The following is a 16,357-nucleotide window of genomic DNA, read 5'->3' as shown; positions in this document are numbered from 1 at the left end:
CTCCGGAACGTTCGCGCGAATGCGCGGTTCTCATGTGCATTGAGTTGGAGGAGGACATCATGAAGAAGCTTGGTTATGTGGTTGCTGCTCTCGGCGCGCTCGCGATCATTGCACCGACGATGGCGAGTGCCGAAACGGTGGTGATCAGGAACGGCCACCATGGCTACGGTTACGGTGCCCGCGCCGAAATGCGCGAGCATCGTGATCATGGCTGGCATCGCGGCTGGCACCATCGCGATCGTGTCGTCGTGGTCAAGCGCAGCCATCACCACTGGGACTAACGCGCAACGCAACATCGAAATGGCCCCTCGCGGGGCCATTTCTTTGTGTTCGCGACATGCGCTCGGTCAGTCCCACGCCGGCGCAAAGCCGGGATTGACGCAACGCCTGTCCTTCGGCAGCGCGGCGATCTTGTTGCGGTCGGCATCGTCGAGCATGATCTTCAGCGCATCGAGATTGGCCTGCTGGCTCTCGCGGCGCGAGGCCTTCGGGATCGCCGCAACGCCGCCCTGGTCGAGCAGCCATTTCAGCGCAACCTGTGCAGCGGTCGCGTTGTGCCTGGCGCCGATCTCCGCCAGCACCGGATCGGAGGCAACGCGTCCCTGCGCCAGCGGGCAATAGGCGACCAGCGGGATCGACCTGGCATTGAGATAGGCCAGCACCTTCGATTGATCGAGCATCGCGTGATACTCGATCTGGTTGCAGGCGATCGGCGCCTTGATGTCCTCGACCGCGATCTTGAGCAGCGCCGTGGTGAAATTGGCAACGCCAATCGCCCGCGTGCGTCCCTCCTCCTTCAGCTTCATCAAGGTCTCGAACACCGCGCCCCAGTTCGCGGACCTGGACGGCCAGTGCACGAGATAGAGATCGACATGGTCGAGCCGGAGCTTCTTCAGGCTGGCGTCGAAGGCCCGCCGGATCGCATCCGGCGCCAAATTCTCGTGCCAGACCTTCGTGGTGACGTGCAACTCACCGCGCGGCAGCCGGGCCGCGGCGAGCGCGGCACCGATGGGTTCCTCGTTGGCGTACATTTCAGCCGTGTCGATGTGGCGGTAGCCGATCGACAGCGCGCTCTCGACCGCGGCGCGGCAGGCATCGCCCTGCATGCGAAAGGTGCCGAGGCCGAGCTTGGGCATGCTGATGCCCTGTGTCTTCAGATTGTCCATAAAACAGGCTCCTGACGTATTTCAGCCCGCGAGATGCCCGCGGTGAGGCCGCGGGGACAGACGCTTCGTTGATGGAAACAAGGTGGCGGGAGCGGTCAGTGTAGCGCGGGAGACGCGGAGCGGCCAATCAAGATCGGGTTAGCGTCGGCGCACTGAGTGCCTCCCCAACGTCATGACCGGGCTTGACCCGGTCATCCACGACTTGCCCCTTGGCACGCAGAACGTGGATGCCCTGGACAAGCCCGGGCATGACGAACCGGCCTCACGAATGCTGCGCGACCACGGCCGGGCGCGCCTGCGACTGCGGCACGATGTCGACCGACCAGAGGTCGCGGTTGTCGACGTCTTTCAGCGTCACGGTCATCACGCCGCTCGCGCCATCGATGTCGACGCGGCCGAAGAACTGCAATCCGAAGCAGGGCGCGAGGTTCTCGCCCTGCGCTTCGCTGCATCCGTTCTGGTACATCGCGACCGGACCAAAAGTGTCGTCGAGTTCGCCCGGGCCCCAGGTGCCGGCATGCAGCGGGCCGGAGACGAACTCCCAGAACGGTTCGAAGTCCTGGAATTGCGCCCTGTTGGGATCGTAGTAGTGCGCGGCGGTGTAGTGCATGTCGGCGGTGAGCCAGACGACGTTGCGCACGCCGGCGCGCCTGATGGAGCCGAGCAGATCGGCGATCTCGTGCTCGCGTCTATCAGGCGGCCCATTGCCGAGCGCGACCGCATCGAGACTGATCAGGCCGATCGGCAGGTCGGCGGCGATCACCTTCCAGGTCGCGCGCGAGGCGGCCAGCTCCCGCTTCAGCCAGGCCAGCTGCTCGGCGCCGAGAATCCAGCCGCGATGGTCGGCGCCCTTGTTCCAGGTCTCATCCCGAAAACTGCGCATGTCGATCATGAAGACGTCGAGCAGCGGACCGTAAGCGATCTTGCGATAGACCCGCCCCTGCCGTGCGCCGATGTCGCGGATCGGCATGAAGTCGAAGAAGGCGCGGCGGGCGCGCGCGACCAGGCGCGGCGTGCCGTCGTCCTCATAACCGGCCTCGTCATAGCTGCCGGACGGTGACCAGTCGTTGGTGACCTCGTGATCGTCCCACTGCGCGAACATCGGCACATTCGCGTGGAAATCGCGAAAATGCGCATCGAGATGATTGTATTTGTAGTTGCCGCGAAACTGCGCCAGCGTGCGCGCGACCTCCGATTTTTCCTCCGTGACGATGTTGCGCCAGGTCTCGCCGCTCGGCAGCTTCTGCTCGGATGGAATCGTGCAGTCGGCGTAGATATGGTCACCGGAGTGAATGAAGAAGTCAGGGCGATTGTCGAGCATGGTGCGATAGCTGCGATAGCCGCCGCGCGAGATGTCGATGCCCCAGCCCTGCCCCGCGGTGTCGCCGGACCACAGGAACGAGATCGATTGCCCTGCGGCCGGCGCAGTGCGGAAATGGCCGACGCGGCTTTCGCCGGCGATGCCGGTCGCGATGTCATCGAAGCGGACGCGATAGAAGATGTCCTGCCCCGGCGGCAGATCGCTCAGCAGCAGCTTCGAGGTGAAGTCGGCGTCCGGCCGCGTGTCGCCGGAGGCCGCGGCAACAATGGTCTTGAAACTCTCGACGGTCGAGCATTCCACCTGCATGCGCGCGGCCCGATCGGCGCGCGCCCAGATCACGGCGGAGCCGTCCGAGACGTCGCCGGACTGGATGCCGCCGGCGATCTGCGGGCGGTCGGCGGCACGGCTGATGGATGGCTTTGCGAGCGCGGCCAAGGCGAGGCCGGAGGTGGAGCGGACCAGGAATTGCCGCCGGGTCCATGCGCGCGGGGCGCGGAGCGTTGCCATTCAGGAGACCTTCGTCGAATCGCGACGGAAGGTGCCTGCGCTCCTTGACTCCTACCCTTACGGTTTCTTGACTCCGCGCCTACGGTTTTGCGACGCGGGGATGACGTGTGAGATGCAGCCCCGAGCGCGGTGCGCTCCCTCGCCCCGTTCTTACGGGGTCGGGACGAGCTTTGCTCGCCCTGAGAGGGTTGGGGTGAGTGGCCTCTCTTCACAGGTGAGATCATCGATAGACCTGTACCCCCTCACCCGGATTGCTTCGCAATCCGACCTCTCCCCGCAAGCGGGGCGAGGTGAAGAAGGCGCGTCGTCGCGGCTATCGCTGCCAGTTGCAGATGCCGCCGGAGCGGCAAGGCCAGGTCTGGATGCGGGTATCCCTCGCCTGCGCATCCAACGGATTGCCGCGGCGATGCGCGAGCTTGGTCCGGGCCGCACCACGCGGCTGCGCGGCCTTGACGTGCGCGACCTTCGGTTCGGCCACATGCACGCGTTCGGCGGCGACCTTTTTCGGCACGTCCACCGGCTCGGCGCGGGCCTGCGCCTCGTTGCCGCCGCGGGCCTCTAACGCGACCGGTGCGAACCGCGTCTCCGGCCCGAGCCGCTTCGGCGACAACACCGCTTTGGACAGATCGAGACCGAAATATTCATCGGGCTTGTAGTCATCAGCGCGCGACGCGCCGCCCCATGCGAGCACGAGGGCAACGGCAACAGCAAAATGAACGCTCTTCAGGACCACGGACGCCTCCTGAAATTGATTTATTAAAGGGGTAATTTACCCCTATTTAGGAAGCCTCGCGCGCAATTCCAGCGGTCAAGTCCCACCGTGGTTAAGAAGTTCGGCGGTGTTCAGGCGACCTTTCGTGTCGCGCCCGTCCCGTCCAGGAACCCCATCAGGCGGCCGCGGATGATGGTTTCCGCCTCACTCATGATGCGATCGACGAGTTCCTTGCAGGAGGGGATGTCGTGGATGAGGCCTGCGACCATGCCGCAGCTCCAGGCGCCCGCATCCATCTGCCCGTCCAGCATGATCCTGGGATAGACGCCCGCGACCTGGTCGTGGATGTCGTCGATGGTGAGCTTGTCGCCCTTCTCGCGCTCGATCTCGAGCAGACGATCGACATTGGCGTTCTTCAGGACGCGTTCTGTGTTGCGCAAGCTCCGCATGATCAGACGGGTGTCGAGCTCGGTGGCGGCGACCAGCGCGTTCTTCACGTTCTGATGCACCGGCGCTTCCTTGGTCGCAATGAAGCGCGTGCCCATGTTCATGCCGGCCGCGCCCAGCGACAGCGCCGCGACGAGGCTGCGCCCGTCAGCCATGCCGCCGGAGGCAACGAACGGGATCTTCAATTCCTCTGCCGCGCGCGGCAGCAGGATCATGTTCGGAATGTCGTCCTCGCCGGGATGGCCGCCGCACTCAAAGCCGTCGACGCTGACGGCATCGCAGCCGATCCGCTCGGCCTTCAGGGAATGGCGAACTGACGTGCATTTATGGATCACCTTGATGCCAGCCGCCTTAAGCGCCGGCATATACTGTTCCGGGCTGCGACCCGCAGTCTCCACCGCCTTGACGCCGCCTTCGACAATGGCCGCGATGTATTCCGGATAAGGCGGTGCCGAGAAAGCCGGCAGAAACGTGAGATTCACGCCGAACGGCTTGTCGGTCATGTCGCGGCAGCGCGCGATCTCTTTCGCCAGCAGCTCCGGCGTCTTCTGCGTGAGGCCGGTGATGATGCCGAGCCCGCCGGCATTCGAGACGGCGGCAGCCAGCTCGGCAAAGCCGACGAAATGCATGCCGCCCTGGATGATGGGGTGCTCGATGCCGAACAGTTCGGTGATCGCGGTCTTCACGTAGGCTTCCTCCCGGATTTCGGTTTGCTTGGGATCAGTCTAGCCGCAGTCTCGTGCCGCGGTCACCATTTCTCTCCGAAGGGCCGGATCTCCATCTCGAATGTCCAAGCGCTCTTCGGCTGCTGGTAGAGCTGCCAATAAGAATCGGCCACGGCCGACGGCGGCATCAGCAGGTCGGGATTGTCGAGCGCGTTCGGGCCGAGCGCTTCGAGCCGGCGCTGCCGCACCCACTCGGTGTCAACGCCGGAATCGATGATGAGATGGGCGACGTGGATGTTCTTCGGCCCAAGCTCGCGCGCCATCGCCTGCGCCACCGCACGCAGACCAAACTTTGCGCTGGCGAACGCGGCAAAGCCGCTGCCGCCACGCAAGGAGGCCGTTGCGCCAGTGAAGAAGATTTTGCCGCCGCCGCGCGGAAGCATCAGCCGCGCAGCTTCCCGGCCTGCCAGGAAGCCGGAATAGCAGGCCATCTCCCAGACTTTACGGAACACGCGCTCGGTGGTGTCGAGTATCGGGAAATTGACGTTGGCGCCGACGTTGAAGATGCAAACTTCCAGCGGTGCGTGCTTGTCGGCGTCATCGAGGAAGGAGATGACCTCTTCCTCCTTGCGCGCATCGAGCGAGCGCGCGTGGATTTCGCCACCGGCCGCCTCGATGTCCTTCACCAGCGGCGCGAGCTTGTCGCCGTTGCGGCGGCCGGCGAAGATCGAAAAACCTTCGGCGGCGAATTTCTTCGCGATTTCGGAGCCGATGAAATCGCCGGCCCCGATGACGGCAGCTGTCGCGTTTCGCTTGGACAAGGTCGCCTCCTCCGGTGCGGATATGTCTGGAGCAAAGGCTATAGTTCTAAAATAGAACTGTCAAATTGCGAGGCAGAATGCTAGCCTCACGTGCAAATTGCACTGATCATTCAAGTCAGTTCCTTTTTCTGACTTACTACGCCTGCGTCGGAGACCGTATCATGAAGTGGGACACGCTGGACGAAGAGTCCTGCTCGCTCTCCCGCACCGTCGCCGTGGTCGGCGACCGCTGGACGCTTCTGATCCTGCGCGAATGCTTTTTGCGCGTGCGCCGGTTCGAGGGATTTCAGTCCTCGCTCCAGATCACACGGCACCTGCTCTCGGAGCGGCTGAAGAAGCTGGTCCGCTTCGGCATCCTGCGCCGCGTCCCCTATTCCGAGGCGCCCAAGCGCTACGAATACATCCTGACGCAGAAGGGCCTCGACCTCTACCCGATCATCATGGCGATGGTGCATTGGGGCGACACCCACATGGGCGACGAGCGCGGTCGCCCGATGCTGCATGAGCACAGAACTTGCGGCAAGCTGTTCGACCCGGTGATGGTGTGCTCGGAGTGCGGCGAGGTGCTGCATGCAAAGCAGGTGCATGTGCATGCGGGGCCCGGGCGGAGGGAAACGGTGGGCTGAGCGGCGCTGGCGCGCGCAGCACTGCCGCCGTGAGATCATCGGCACGGTTGACGATCGCGGGCGAAAGCGCGGTGCCGATGCCGCGCTCTTCATTCGTGATACTTTCAGCCTCGGCGCACCTTGGTCAGTGCGTCTTGGTGGTTTGCCATTTTTCCAGATCGGGCTTCGCCTCGCCCGATCGCTGCTCCTTCTCCGGATTTCCCTTCCAGGGCTTGTCCGTCTGGGCGTGCGATCCCCAATCGTTCTGATGACGGGGATCGTCGGTGGGCTTTTCCTTGCTCATCGGATCTCCTCTGGTGCGGGGCCTACGCGAAGGGAACGCCATAGTAGGAGTTGATGCCGCGCACCGCAGCATCGTCACCCCAGTTCCAATCGCTCTGCTCACCATATTTCGGCGCGCCTTGCAGCTCCTTGGCTGTAATCCCGGTCACGTAGCCACCGAGATCGGTGTCGTACTTCAGGGACTGCCACGGCAAGGGATAGTGGTCATTGCCGACGCCCAAAAATCCACCGAAGCCGAGCACCGCGTAGGACACCTTGCCACTGATCTTGTCGATCATCACCCGCTCGATCGAACCGATCTTGTTGCGATCCGCGCCATAGACCGACGTTCCCTCGACCCTGTCGCTGCCGATCAACCGGCCCATTTCGCTGCGGTCCAGTTCGCGTTGATTCAACATCTCATTTCTCCACTCAGCCAGTGCGTGGACCAACCGGTTCCGATTGTGATCGTTCCAAATTGGGTTCGGTTCGGCGACTCATCAGGAACATCGCCGGAAACGAGCGGTTCTCTGAGTCTTTAAAGGAAATGAACCATGAGCGACTTTCGCGACATCCAGCACGGCGTCAACGATCCCGTCGATGGGCTCGATGTGAAGCGGCACATCAACTCCACCCAGACACCGCATGAGCGTGCGCAGCACCATGCCGACGTACGGTCAGCGCCGTCGGCCTCGCCGGAAGAACCGTTCCTGCCGGAGCGATTGCGGCGCAAGCCGACCGACCCCATCAATCCGCGCACCGGCCGCAATCCGGCCGACTAGCCGGAGCGGCTGCTGCGGCAATGGACGCTAGCGAAACCGATCCACAAGCGCAGGATGCGGGCACGGCAATGACCGAATACGTCCTGCGCTTCATCGCTGGGTGAACACCATCGGCGCATTCGTCGCTGCCGTCGCAACCTGGGCCGCGGTCTCCGTGTCGATCTGGTGGCTGAAGCGAAAGCTTGGCACCGTCTCCCGACGCCCATCGTCCTGACGCTGGCCGCAGTCAGCGAGGCGCCAGAGCTTCCCGGGGCATCAGGAATTCAAACATCTCGGCCGCGGTCTGAAGCTGCTCGATGCGCGCGGCAATGGAATCGCGCTGAACGCCGACCGGCAAGCTCGCAAGCTCATGCTCGAGCCGTAGCCTGTGCGCGTCGAGACGTTGCGCGAATGTGTGGGGCTCAGACCGTCTTCGCATCGTCCGTCCTCGGGGGTTGCAGGCCCGGGCTGTTGGCCCAGCGCTCGACTTGCTCAATGACCTTCTGATGGCTTGGACGCACCGGCCTTTGTGCTTCGCGTTCCTCAGAAAGCTTGCGGGGTAACCTGACCTCGTCCGTCATGACGCATCTCCCTTTCCCTATGAGAATGCGCGTCCGCGCGAATCGTTTCAACTAACCTATTGATTTATTTAGATTATATTGCTCAACTGGCGCTTTTTTGGACTCCTGTGGAACTCGCGGCAAGTTGGCCGGTTTAGCAAATTACTCATCTTGCTCAATTTGCGTGATTGACCATGAACGACCTTCGCGCCGAGCGGCTCCAAGTCATGCTTTCCCCGGAAGAGCTGGCCGCAGTGGATGATTTCCGGTTCAAGCACCGCATGCCAACGCGTGCCGCAGCGGTACGCGAACTGCTCAAATTCGGACTCGCAGCCGCGGGCATCGAGACGAGCATCGACCCGTCAACGGGCGTCAAATCAAGCGAGTTTGGTGTATTTGGCCGGGGGCCAGACGGACACGCCCCGGGAAAATCCGAGAACGACGCCGAGGATTGATTCGATCGACCTCGCAAGACAAAACGACCCCGGCACAGTGGGGTGCCAGGGCCGTCCTTGGAGATTGCTTCCGGCGCACCGGGGGCATGACAACCGGAAGCAATCCGTCGACTCTTCGCGCAGGGATTCGTTCCTTGCGAGAACTAGCCTGTCGGGGCGTCGCCGGAATCGTCCGGCATCACGCCGGATCCAGGCGTCTTGTTGTTGTCGTTGAGCTTGGGATCGCGGGTCGCCTCACGCGACGGCGAGCCCTTCGAGCCCGTCTTGTGCGAGCCCGTCTTGTGCGCGGTCTGCGCGCGCTGCTTGTCGCGCGGTTGATCCTCCGCGCGCTGATCCCTGACGATACCGTGGTCGGAATGCGCCATGATGTCCTCTCGCTTCTCCAGATGTCCTGAAGCGCTTACGCACCGGCGCGTCGAATGTTCCGGTTCAGGCGAGAGGCCGCGGCGCTAGCTATGCGCCGCATGCACCGCAGCCGATGCATTCTCCATATGCACCTGCCGCACCGTCGTCACCGTCGCGAACGCCACCGAGACGCCAAAAGCGAGAATGAGTGAAAGAAGAGCAAGACGTGGAGCCATTGCAAAATCTCCTTCTGGAATCGAAAATCAACGCGATTGACTGTTCCCGAATGATCCTGGATTGGTCACTTGCATTCCGTGCGCGGCGTCACACCCAAACGAGAGCGCCTATGCATCCTGCTTTTGGGAGGCACGGGTCGTTACGGGCGGAATTTCGCCATCAAGCCAGTCCTGTTCTGTCGCGAGCGCGGTCCAGGCGTCTGCCATGCGCAAATAGCGCTTATAGGCAGGTTGCCCTTCCGCCCGCTCGGCGAGTTGCAAGCAGTTGTCGGCGTTGTCCCTGTAAATGTCAGACTGTTTCATGAATCATGACGTGGGGACGGAACTGTCGCGTCGCAACCGCCCTTACCGGATCGTAACGTTCAGGGAACCTTGCACGCCATCGGTCATTGATATCGATGCGAGTTCTTGTCGCGATCATCCTGATGTTCATCAGCACCGCAGCGCTTGCCGATAGCACCGGCGAGCGAAGGCCGGGCGAACGCGTGCCGACGGCGACCGATGTCATCAACGGCCTCTACGCGTTCAGCCGCTTCCAGCAGGGCCTGCTGGAAAGCACCGACCTGAAGGGCAACGCGGAGGTGAAGAACCTCGCCGCCCTGCGCGCCGAGGAAGCGGCGAAACGCGACAAAGCGTTGAAGGACATACAAGAGGCGATCGGCGCTGAGCCGCGCGTCGGCAAGACAACGGCGAGCACAGGCCTCGCCGAGCCCGACAATTCGGACGGACCGGCCTACGTCCGAACCTTCTATGCCGCGCAGATCCCCGAATATGAATCCACCATTGGCCTGCTCGAGCACTATCTCAAAGCTCCCGACAACGCCGCACTGGCCGCCTTTGCCCACGGCCAGCTGCCGGTGCTGCGTTCGCAGATGAAGGATGCTGAGCGGACGATGGCAGACAAATAGCCCCTTTCGTCCTCCGGCCGCCGCCCGTGGTGCCCGCCCCGCCGATTGGCAAGCAAGTGCCCACAAAGGCGGCGAACCGGCCAAAATTCTTTTGGAACCGTTTGGAACCAATCGGCTTTTTCTTCGTTGCTGTGGTCGGGCTGAGCAAAGCAGGTTCCATTTCCTCGCGCCGCAACCTTGGCGCTTGATTTCGAATTAGGCTGACGCTCTAGTTTGACTAATTGCGTCACGCCTAAGATTCGGCCGACGCTTGCGGGGGAATCAGTATGAGCGACCTCGATCCCGGATCTGCATCACGCTCCGGTCGTCGCGTCCCAAAGCCAAAAATCAACGGTACGTCGGAGCCCGATTCCCGACCGGAATTGCTCCTCGCCTTACAGGCCATGCGCAGCGGCGATTTCTCCGTGCGTATGAGCGGCGACTATCTCGGTATCGATGGCAAGATCGCCGACACTTTTAATGAAATCATCGCCGCCAACCAGCGCATGGCGCAGCAGCTCGAGCTGGTCGGCCAGGTGGTGGGACGCGAGGGCAAGACCCGGCAGCGTGTGAAGTTCGGCCTCGCCTCCGGCTCCTGGGCCGACATGGAAGGCTCCGTCAACACGCTGATCGACGATTTGCTGTGGCCGACGCGCGAGGTGACCCGCGCGGTCGCGGCGGTGGCGCAAGGCGACCTGCTCCAGACCGTCAAGCTCGACGTCGACGGCCGTCCGCTCCGCGGAGAATTCCTGCAGTCGGCGAACATCGTCAACACCATGATCAAGCAGCTCGGCGTATTCACCTCCGAGGTGACGCGCGTGGCGCGCGAGGTCGGCACCGAGGGCAAGCTCGGCGGCCAGGCCCAGGTGCCCGAGGTGACCGGCGTCTGGAAGGATCTGACCGAGAGCGTCAACTCGATGGCGAACAACCTGACCAACCAGGTTCGCAACATCGCCGAGGTGACGATCGCGGTTGCCAATGGCGACTTGTCCAAGAAGATCACCGTCGACGTCCGCGGCGAGATCCTTCAGCTCAAGGAAGCCATCAACACGATGGTGGACCAGCTCCGCTCCTTCGCCTCCGAAGTGACGCGCGTGGCACGCGAGGTCGGCACCGACGGCAAGCTCGGCGGCCAGGCGATCGTGCCCGGCGTCGCCGGCACCTGGAAGGATCTCACCGACTCCGTGAACGCGATGTGCGGCAACCTCACGGCCCAGGTCCGCAACATCGCCAACGTCACCACCGCCGTGGCGCGCGGCGACTTGTCCCGCAAGATCACGGTGGACGTGCGCGGCGAAATCCTGGAGCTGAAGGACACCATCAACACCATGGTGGACCAGCTCAACTCCTTCGCCTCCGAAGTGACGCGCGTCGCACGCGAGGTCGGCACGGAAGGCAAACTCGGCGGCCAGGCCCAGGTGCCCGGTGTGGCCGGCACCTGGAAGGACCTCACCGACAACGTCAATTTCATGGCGTCGAACCTGACCGCGCAGGTCCGCAACATCGCCGACGTCGCCACCGCCATCGCCGGCGGCGACCTCTCCAAGAAGATCACCGTGAACGTGTCCGGCGAGATCCTTCAGCTGAAGGAAACGCTCAACACAATGGTCGACCAGCTCAACGCCTTCGCCGGCGAAGTCACGCGCGTCGCCCGCGAGGTCGGTACCGAGGGCCGGCTCGGCGGTCAGGCCAACGTGCTCGGCGTCGCCGGCACCTGGAAGGACCTCACGGAAAGCGTCAACTCGATGGCGTCGAACCTGACCGCACAGGTCCGCAACATCGCCGAGGTGACGACGGCGGTCGCCGGCGGCGACTTGTCGAAGAAGATCACCGTGGACGTGCGCGGCGAGATCCTCGAGCTGAAAGACACCATCAACACCATGGTGGACCAGCTCAACGCCTTCGCCGGCGAAGTCACGCGCGTCGCCCGCGAGGTCGGCACCGAAGGCAAGCTCGGCGGCCAGGCCCAGGTGCGCGGCGTCGCCGGCACCTGGAAAGATTTGACGGACAGCGTCAACTCGATGGCCTCGAACCTGACGGGGCAGGTCCGCAACATCGCCGAAGTCGCCACCGCCGTGGCCAAGGGCGACCTGTCGAAGAAGATCACCGTGAACGTGTCGGGCGAAATCCTTCAGCTGAAGGAAACGCTCAACACAATGGTCGACCAGCTCAACGCCTTCGCCGGCGAAGTCACGCGCGTCGCGCGCGAGGTCGGCACCGAAGGCAAGCTCGGCGGCCAAGCCGAGGTGCCCGGCGTCGCCGGCACCTGGAAGGACCTCACCGACAGCGTCAACTCGATGGCCGGTAACCTCACCGCCCAGGTCCGCAACATCGCCGAGGTCGCAACCGCGATCGCCGGCGGCGACCTGTCGCGCAAGATCACGGTGGACGTGCGCGGCGAGATCCTTCAGCTCAAGGACACGCTGAATACGATGGTCGACCAGCTCAACCGCTTCGCGGGCGAGGTGACGCGCGTGGCGCGCGAGGTCGGCACCGAGGGCCGGCTCGGCGGCCAGGCCAACGTGCCCGGCGTCGCCGGCACCTGGAAGGATCTCACCGACAGCGTGAACTCGATGGCGGGCAACCTCACCGCCCAGGTCCGCAACATCGCCGAGGTCACCACCGCCGTGGCGCGCGGCGACCTCTCGCGCAAGATCACCGTGGACGTGCGCGGCGAAATCCTCGAGCTGAAGAACACCATCAACACCATGGTGGACCAGCTCAACGGCTTTGCCGGCGAAGTGACGCGCGTCGCGCGCGAGGTCGGCACCGAAGGCAAGCTCGGCGGCCAGGCCGAGGTGCCCGGCGTCGCCGGCACCTGGAAGGACCTCACCGACAACGTCAACTTCATGGCCTCGAACCTGACGGCCCAGGTCCGCAACATCGCCGAGGTCGCGACCGCGATCGCCGGCGGCGACCTGTCGAAGAAGATCACGGTGGACGTGCGCGGCGAGATCCTGCTGCTCAAGGACACCCTGAACACCATGGTCGAGCAGCTCCGCTCCTTCGCCGCCGAAGTGACGCGCGTGGCGCGCGAGGTCGGCACCGAGGGCCGGCTCGGCGGTCAGGCCGTCGTGCCCGGCGTCGGCGGCACCTGGAAGGACCTCACCGACAACGTCAACCTCCTGGCTGCGAACCTCACCACGCAGGTCCGCAACATCGCCGAAGTGACCACGGCCGTGGCCCGCGGCGACCTGTCGCGCAAGATCACCGTCGACGTGAAGGGGGAAATCCTCGAGCTGAAGAACACCATCAACACCATGGTGGACCAGCTCAACGCCTTCGCCGGTGAAGTCACCCGCGTCGCGCGCGAGGTCGGCACCGAAGGCAAGCTCGGCGGTCAGGCCGCGGTGCCCGGCGTTGCCGGCACCTGGAAAGACCTCACCGACACCGTCAATCTGATGGCCGCGAACCTGACCGAGCAGGTGCGCGGCATCGTCAAGGTGGTGACCGCGGTCGCCAACGGCGACCTCAAGCAGAACCTGACGATGAAATCGCGGGGCGAGGTGGCGGCGCTCGCCGACACCATCAACAACATGACCGAGACGCTCGCGACCTTCGCCGACCAGGTGACGTCGGTGGCGCGCGAGGTCGGCGTCGAGGGCCGCCTCGGCGGCCAGGCCAACGTGCCCGGTGCGGCCGGCACCTGGAAGGACCTCACCGGCAACGTCAACCTCCTGGCGGCCAACCTCACCTCGCAGGTGCGCGCAATCGCGGAAGTGGCGACCGCCGTGACCAAGGGCGACCTGACGCGGTCGATCCAGGTCGACGCCCGCGGCGAAGTCGCGGAATTGAAAGACAACATCAACACGATGATCACGAACCTCCGTCTCACGACGGACGTGAACACCGAGCAGGACTGGCTGAAGACCAACCTCGCGAAATTCACCAACATGCTTCAGGGCCAGCGCGACCTCGCCACCGTCGGCCGGCTGCTGCTGACCGAGCTGTCGCCGCTGGTGAACGCGCATACCGGCGTGATCTACCAGGTCGAGAACGAGGAGAATCCACAGCTCCTGCTGCTCGCCTCGTACGCCGGCGACGGCATCTACCCCTACCAGCGCGTACTGCCGTTCGGCGACGGCCTGATCGGCCAATGCGCGCTCGACAGGCGGCCGCGCGTGGTCGCGGATATTCCCTCCGACGTGGTGCCGATCAACTCGGCGCTGTTCCGCGTCGCCCCGAAGAACCTCGTGGTGCTGCCGGTGCTGTTCGAGGGCCAGGTCAAGGCCGTGATCGAGCTCGCCTCGCTGACCTCGTTCACGACCTCGCAGATGACCTTCCTGGAGCAGCTCACCGACTCCATCGGCATCGTGCTCAACTCGATCGAGGCGACGATGCAGACCGAAGGCCTGCTCAAGCAGTCGCAGCAGCTGGCCGGCGAGCTTCAGACCCAGCAGCGCGAATTGCAGCAGACCAACGACCAGCTCGAGCAGAAGGCGCAGCAGCTCGCCGAGCGCAACGTCGAGGTCGAGCGCAAGAACCAGGAGATCGAGCAGGCCCGCCGCGCGCTCGAGGAGAAGGCGACCGAGCTCGCGCTGACCTCGAAGTACAAGTCCGAATTCCTCGCCAATATGAGCCACGAGCTGCGCACGCCGCTGAACTCGATCCTGATCCTCGGACAGCAGCTCACCGACAACCCGGACGGCAACCTCTCGGCCAAGCAGGTCGAATTCGCCCGCACCATCCACGGCGCCGGCACCGACCTGCTCAACCTCATCAGCGACATTCTCGATCTCTCCAAGATCGAGTCCGGCACGGTGACGGTGGACGCCGAGGAAATCCTGACCGCGAACCTGCTCGAAACCGTCGGGCGGCCGTTCCGGCACGAGGCGGAAAACCGCAACCTGTCATTCAAAATCGACGTCGACCCGAACCTCGCGCGCAGCATCGTCACCGACTCCAAGCGCCTGCAACAGGTCCTGAAGAACCTGCTTTCCAACGCCTTCAAGTTCACCGCCGAAGGCGAAGTGCGCCTGAAGGTCGGCGGTGCGCTCGGGGGGTGGGGCACGGATCACCCGGTGCTGAACTCCGCGCCGGCCGTGATCTCGTTCGAGGTGTCGGATACCGGCATCGGCATTCCCCTGGAGAAGCAGAAGCTGATCTTCGAGGCCTTCCAGCAGGCCGACGCCGGCACCAGCCGCAAATACGGCGGCACCGGCCTTGGCCTCGCCATCAGCCGCGAGCTCGCCAGCCTGCTCGGCGGCGAAATCCATCTGCGCAGCGCACCGGGCAAGGGTTCGTCCTTCACCCTTTATCTGCCGTTGAAATATTCCGGCCCGACACTTGCGCCGCGCGCCACGCCACAGCAATACAGCCAGCCGCCGGCGCTGCAACCGACGGCGCCCGAGCAGCGCGTCATCGAGCAGCTTCCCGACGACCGCCTCAACCTCGAACCCGGCGACAGCATCCTCCTGATCGTCGAGGATGACCCGCATTACGCACGCGTGCTGGTCGATCTCGCACGCGACAAGGGCTTCAAGGTGCTGGTGGCGGCCCGCGGTGCCGAGGCGCTGGAACTTGCCAAGCAATACCAGCCGAGAGCGGTCTCGCTCGACGTGTTCCTGCCGGACATGCTCGGCTGGACCGTGCTGAGCCAGCTCAAGCACAATCCGCTGACGCGCCACATCCCCGTGCAGATCATCACGCTCGACGAGGACCGCCAGCATGCGCTGGCGCGCGGCGCCCTCTCCTTCGTCAACAAGCCGACGACGACCGAAGGGGTTTCGGCCGCGCTAACGCAGATCAAGGAATATGCGCGGCCGCGCCGCAAGCGGCTCTTGATCGTCGAGGACAACGAGGCCGAACAGCTCTCGATCCGCGAGCTCCTGCATCACGACGATATCGAGATCGTGACGACCGACACCGGCGCCGGCGCACTCTCGACGCTGCGCGAGGCGCCCTGCGATTGCGTGGTGCTGGACTTGAGATTGCCGGACATGAGCGGCTTCGAGGTGCTGGACCAGATCCGTCACGACGAAGCACTTTCGAACATTCCGGTCGTGGTGTTCACCGGCCGCGAGCTCTCGGCGGAGGAAGATGCCGAGCTCCACACCATGGCGCGCAGCATCGTGGTCAAGGGCGTGGAATCGCCGGAGCGCCTGCTCGACGAGACCGCGTTGTTCCTGCATCGCGTGATCACGGAACTGCCGGTCGAGAAGCAGCGCATGCTGGAGAAGCTGAACAGTTCCGACGAGGACCTGATCGGCAAGACCGCGCTGCTCGTCGACGACGACGCCCGCAACATCTTCGCGTTGTCGAGCGTGCTGGAACGGCGCGGCATGAAGGTGCTGACGGCGACCACCGGCCGCGAGGCGGTGACGCTGGTCGAGTCCAACCCGGAAATCGCCATCGTCCTGATGGACATCATGATGCCTCAGATGGATGGATATCAGACCATCGGCGTGATCCGCGAGAACCCGGCCTTCTTGCGCCTGCCGATCATCGCGCTGACCGCCAAGGCGATGAAGGGCGACCGCGAGAAATGCCTGGAGGCCGGCGCGTCCGACTACCTCGCCAAGCCCGTCAACACCGATCAATTGCTGCTTGCGATCCGCATGTGGCTGCACCGCTGAGCTGGATGCGCG

General features: G+C 64.0%; 17 protein-coding genes. 6 read left to right on the top strand and 11 right to left on the bottom strand.

The features are described from left to right. Positions 1–59: 59 nt before the first annotated feature. The gene (locus tag BJA_RS12900) at positions 60–281 is read left to right on the top strand and encodes a hypothetical protein (RefSeq protein WP_028175359.1); all 222 of its coding nucleotides are present in this window, start codon (positions 60–62) and stop codon (positions 279–281) included. A 66-nt stretch (positions 282–347) separates the two neighbouring features. Here BJA_RS12900 and BJA_RS12895 read toward each other — a convergent pair whose 3' ends face one another. The 5 genes from BJA_RS12895 to BJA_RS12875 all read right to left on the bottom strand — a co-directional run bounded on the left by BJA_RS12895 (position 348) and on the right by BJA_RS12875 (position 5,639). Further along, positions 348–1,166, bottom strand: coding sequence for an aldo/keto reductase (locus BJA_RS12895; protein WP_011085395.1), 819 nt, complete (start codon positions 1,164–1,166; stop codon positions 348–350). A gap of 262 nt (positions 1,167–1,428) precedes the next feature. Beyond that, on the bottom strand, positions 1,429–2,994 hold the full coding sequence (locus BJA_RS12890; RefSeq protein WP_011085394.1) for an alkaline phosphatase D family protein: 1,566 nt from the start codon (positions 2,992–2,994) through the stop codon (positions 1,429–1,431). A gap of 313 nt (positions 2,995–3,307) precedes the next feature. Beyond that, positions 3,308–3,727 carry a hypothetical protein gene (locus BJA_RS12885; RefSeq protein WP_011085393.1) on the bottom strand — a complete coding sequence of 140 codons (420 nt, stop codon included), beginning with the start codon at positions 3,725–3,727 and terminating at the stop codon, positions 3,308–3,310. Positions 3,728–3,837: 110 nt separating this feature from the next. Beyond that, positions 3,838–4,839, bottom strand: a complete 1,002-nt coding sequence (locus BJA_RS12880; protein WP_011085392.1) for an NAD(P)H-dependent flavin oxidoreductase — start codon at positions 4,837–4,839, stop codon at positions 3,838–3,840. Between the two features lie 62 nt (positions 4,840–4,901). Then, positions 4,902–5,639 (bottom strand): SDR family oxidoreductase, encoded by a 738-nt coding sequence (locus BJA_RS12875; protein ID WP_011085391.1) that lies wholly within the window; start codon positions 5,637–5,639, stop codon positions 4,902–4,904. Between the two features lie 161 nt (positions 5,640–5,800). On the opposite strand from BJA_RS12875, the gene BJA_RS12870 reads away from it, so the two are divergent. Then, the gene (locus tag BJA_RS12870) at positions 5,801–6,265 is read left to right on the top strand and encodes a winged helix-turn-helix transcriptional regulator (RefSeq protein WP_038965898.1); all 465 of its coding nucleotides are present in this window, start codon (positions 5,801–5,803) and stop codon (positions 6,263–6,265) included. Between the two features lie 124 nt (positions 6,266–6,389). On the opposite strand, the gene BJA_RS42260 is transcribed toward BJA_RS12870, so the two are convergent. Together BJA_RS42260 and BJA_RS12865 are read right to left on the bottom strand one after the other, a co-directional pair. Then, positions 6,390–6,548, bottom strand: coding sequence for a hypothetical protein (locus tag BJA_RS42260; RefSeq protein WP_165448145.1), 159 nt, complete (start codon positions 6,546–6,548; stop codon positions 6,390–6,392). A gap of 22 nt (positions 6,549–6,570) precedes the next feature. Further along, the gene (locus BJA_RS12865) at positions 6,571–6,945 is read right to left on the bottom strand and encodes a PRC-barrel domain-containing protein (protein WP_011085389.1); all 375 of its coding nucleotides are present in this window, start codon (positions 6,943–6,945) and stop codon (positions 6,571–6,573) included. 135 nt (positions 6,946–7,080) lie between these two features. Between BJA_RS12865 and BJA_RS12860 the strand changes: the two genes are divergently transcribed. Then, entirely contained in the window at positions 7,081–7,308 is a 228-nt protein-coding gene (locus BJA_RS12860; RefSeq protein ID WP_027546226.1) for a hypothetical protein, read from the top strand. A gap of 401 nt (positions 7,309–7,709) precedes the next feature. Here BJA_RS12860 and BJA_RS42255 read toward each other — a convergent pair whose 3' ends face one another. Then, a complete protein-coding gene (locus tag BJA_RS42255; RefSeq protein WP_165448144.1) occupies positions 7,710–7,868 on the bottom strand; it encodes a hypothetical protein in 159 nt (52 codons plus the stop codon). A 173-nt stretch (positions 7,869–8,041) separates the two neighbouring features. Here BJA_RS42255 and BJA_RS12855 point away from each other — a divergent pair, with 173 nt between their 5' ends. Next, positions 8,042–8,302, top strand: coding sequence for a hypothetical protein (locus BJA_RS12855; RefSeq protein WP_028175367.1), 261 nt, complete (start codon positions 8,042–8,044; stop codon positions 8,300–8,302). A 143-nt stretch (positions 8,303–8,445) separates the two neighbouring features. On the opposite strand, the gene BJA_RS12850 is transcribed toward BJA_RS12855, so the two are convergent. The 3 genes from BJA_RS12850 to BJA_RS12845 form a co-directional block, all read right to left on the bottom strand. Next, positions 8,446–8,667, bottom strand: coding sequence for a hypothetical protein (locus tag BJA_RS12850; protein WP_011085387.1), 222 nt, complete (start codon positions 8,665–8,667; stop codon positions 8,446–8,448). Between the two features lie 84 nt (positions 8,668–8,751). After that, positions 8,752–8,883: a hypothetical protein gene (locus BJA_RS43640; RefSeq protein ID WP_256380402.1), complete on the bottom strand. Its 132-nt coding sequence runs from the start codon at positions 8,881–8,883 to the stop codon at positions 8,752–8,754. Between the two features lie 108 nt (positions 8,884–8,991). After that, a complete protein-coding gene (locus BJA_RS12845; RefSeq protein WP_028175368.1) occupies positions 8,992–9,186 on the bottom strand; it encodes a hypothetical protein in 195 nt (64 codons plus the stop codon). A 95-nt stretch (positions 9,187–9,281) separates the two neighbouring features. Between BJA_RS12845 and BJA_RS12840 the strand changes: the two genes are divergently transcribed. Together BJA_RS12840 and BJA_RS12835 are read left to right on the top strand one after the other, a co-directional pair. Then, the gene (locus tag BJA_RS12840; protein WP_011085386.1) at positions 9,282–9,791 is read left to right on the top strand and encodes a DUF4142 domain-containing protein; all 510 of its coding nucleotides are present in this window, start codon (positions 9,282–9,284) and stop codon (positions 9,789–9,791) included. A 266-nt stretch (positions 9,792–10,057) separates the two neighbouring features. Beyond that, a complete protein-coding gene (locus BJA_RS12835) occupies positions 10,058–16,345 on the top strand; it encodes a HAMP domain-containing protein (RefSeq protein WP_011085385.1) in 6,288 nt (2,095 codons plus the stop codon). Positions 16,346–16,357 lie beyond the last annotated feature (12 nt).

Source organism: Bradyrhizobium diazoefficiens USDA 110, assembly GCF_000011365.1.
GTDB classification, from domain to species: domain Bacteria; phylum Pseudomonadota; class Alphaproteobacteria; order Rhizobiales; family Xanthobacteraceae; genus Bradyrhizobium; species Bradyrhizobium diazoefficiens.
Note: the sequence above shows the minus strand (reverse complement) of the source record. Positions and strands in the feature narration are given on the sequence as shown.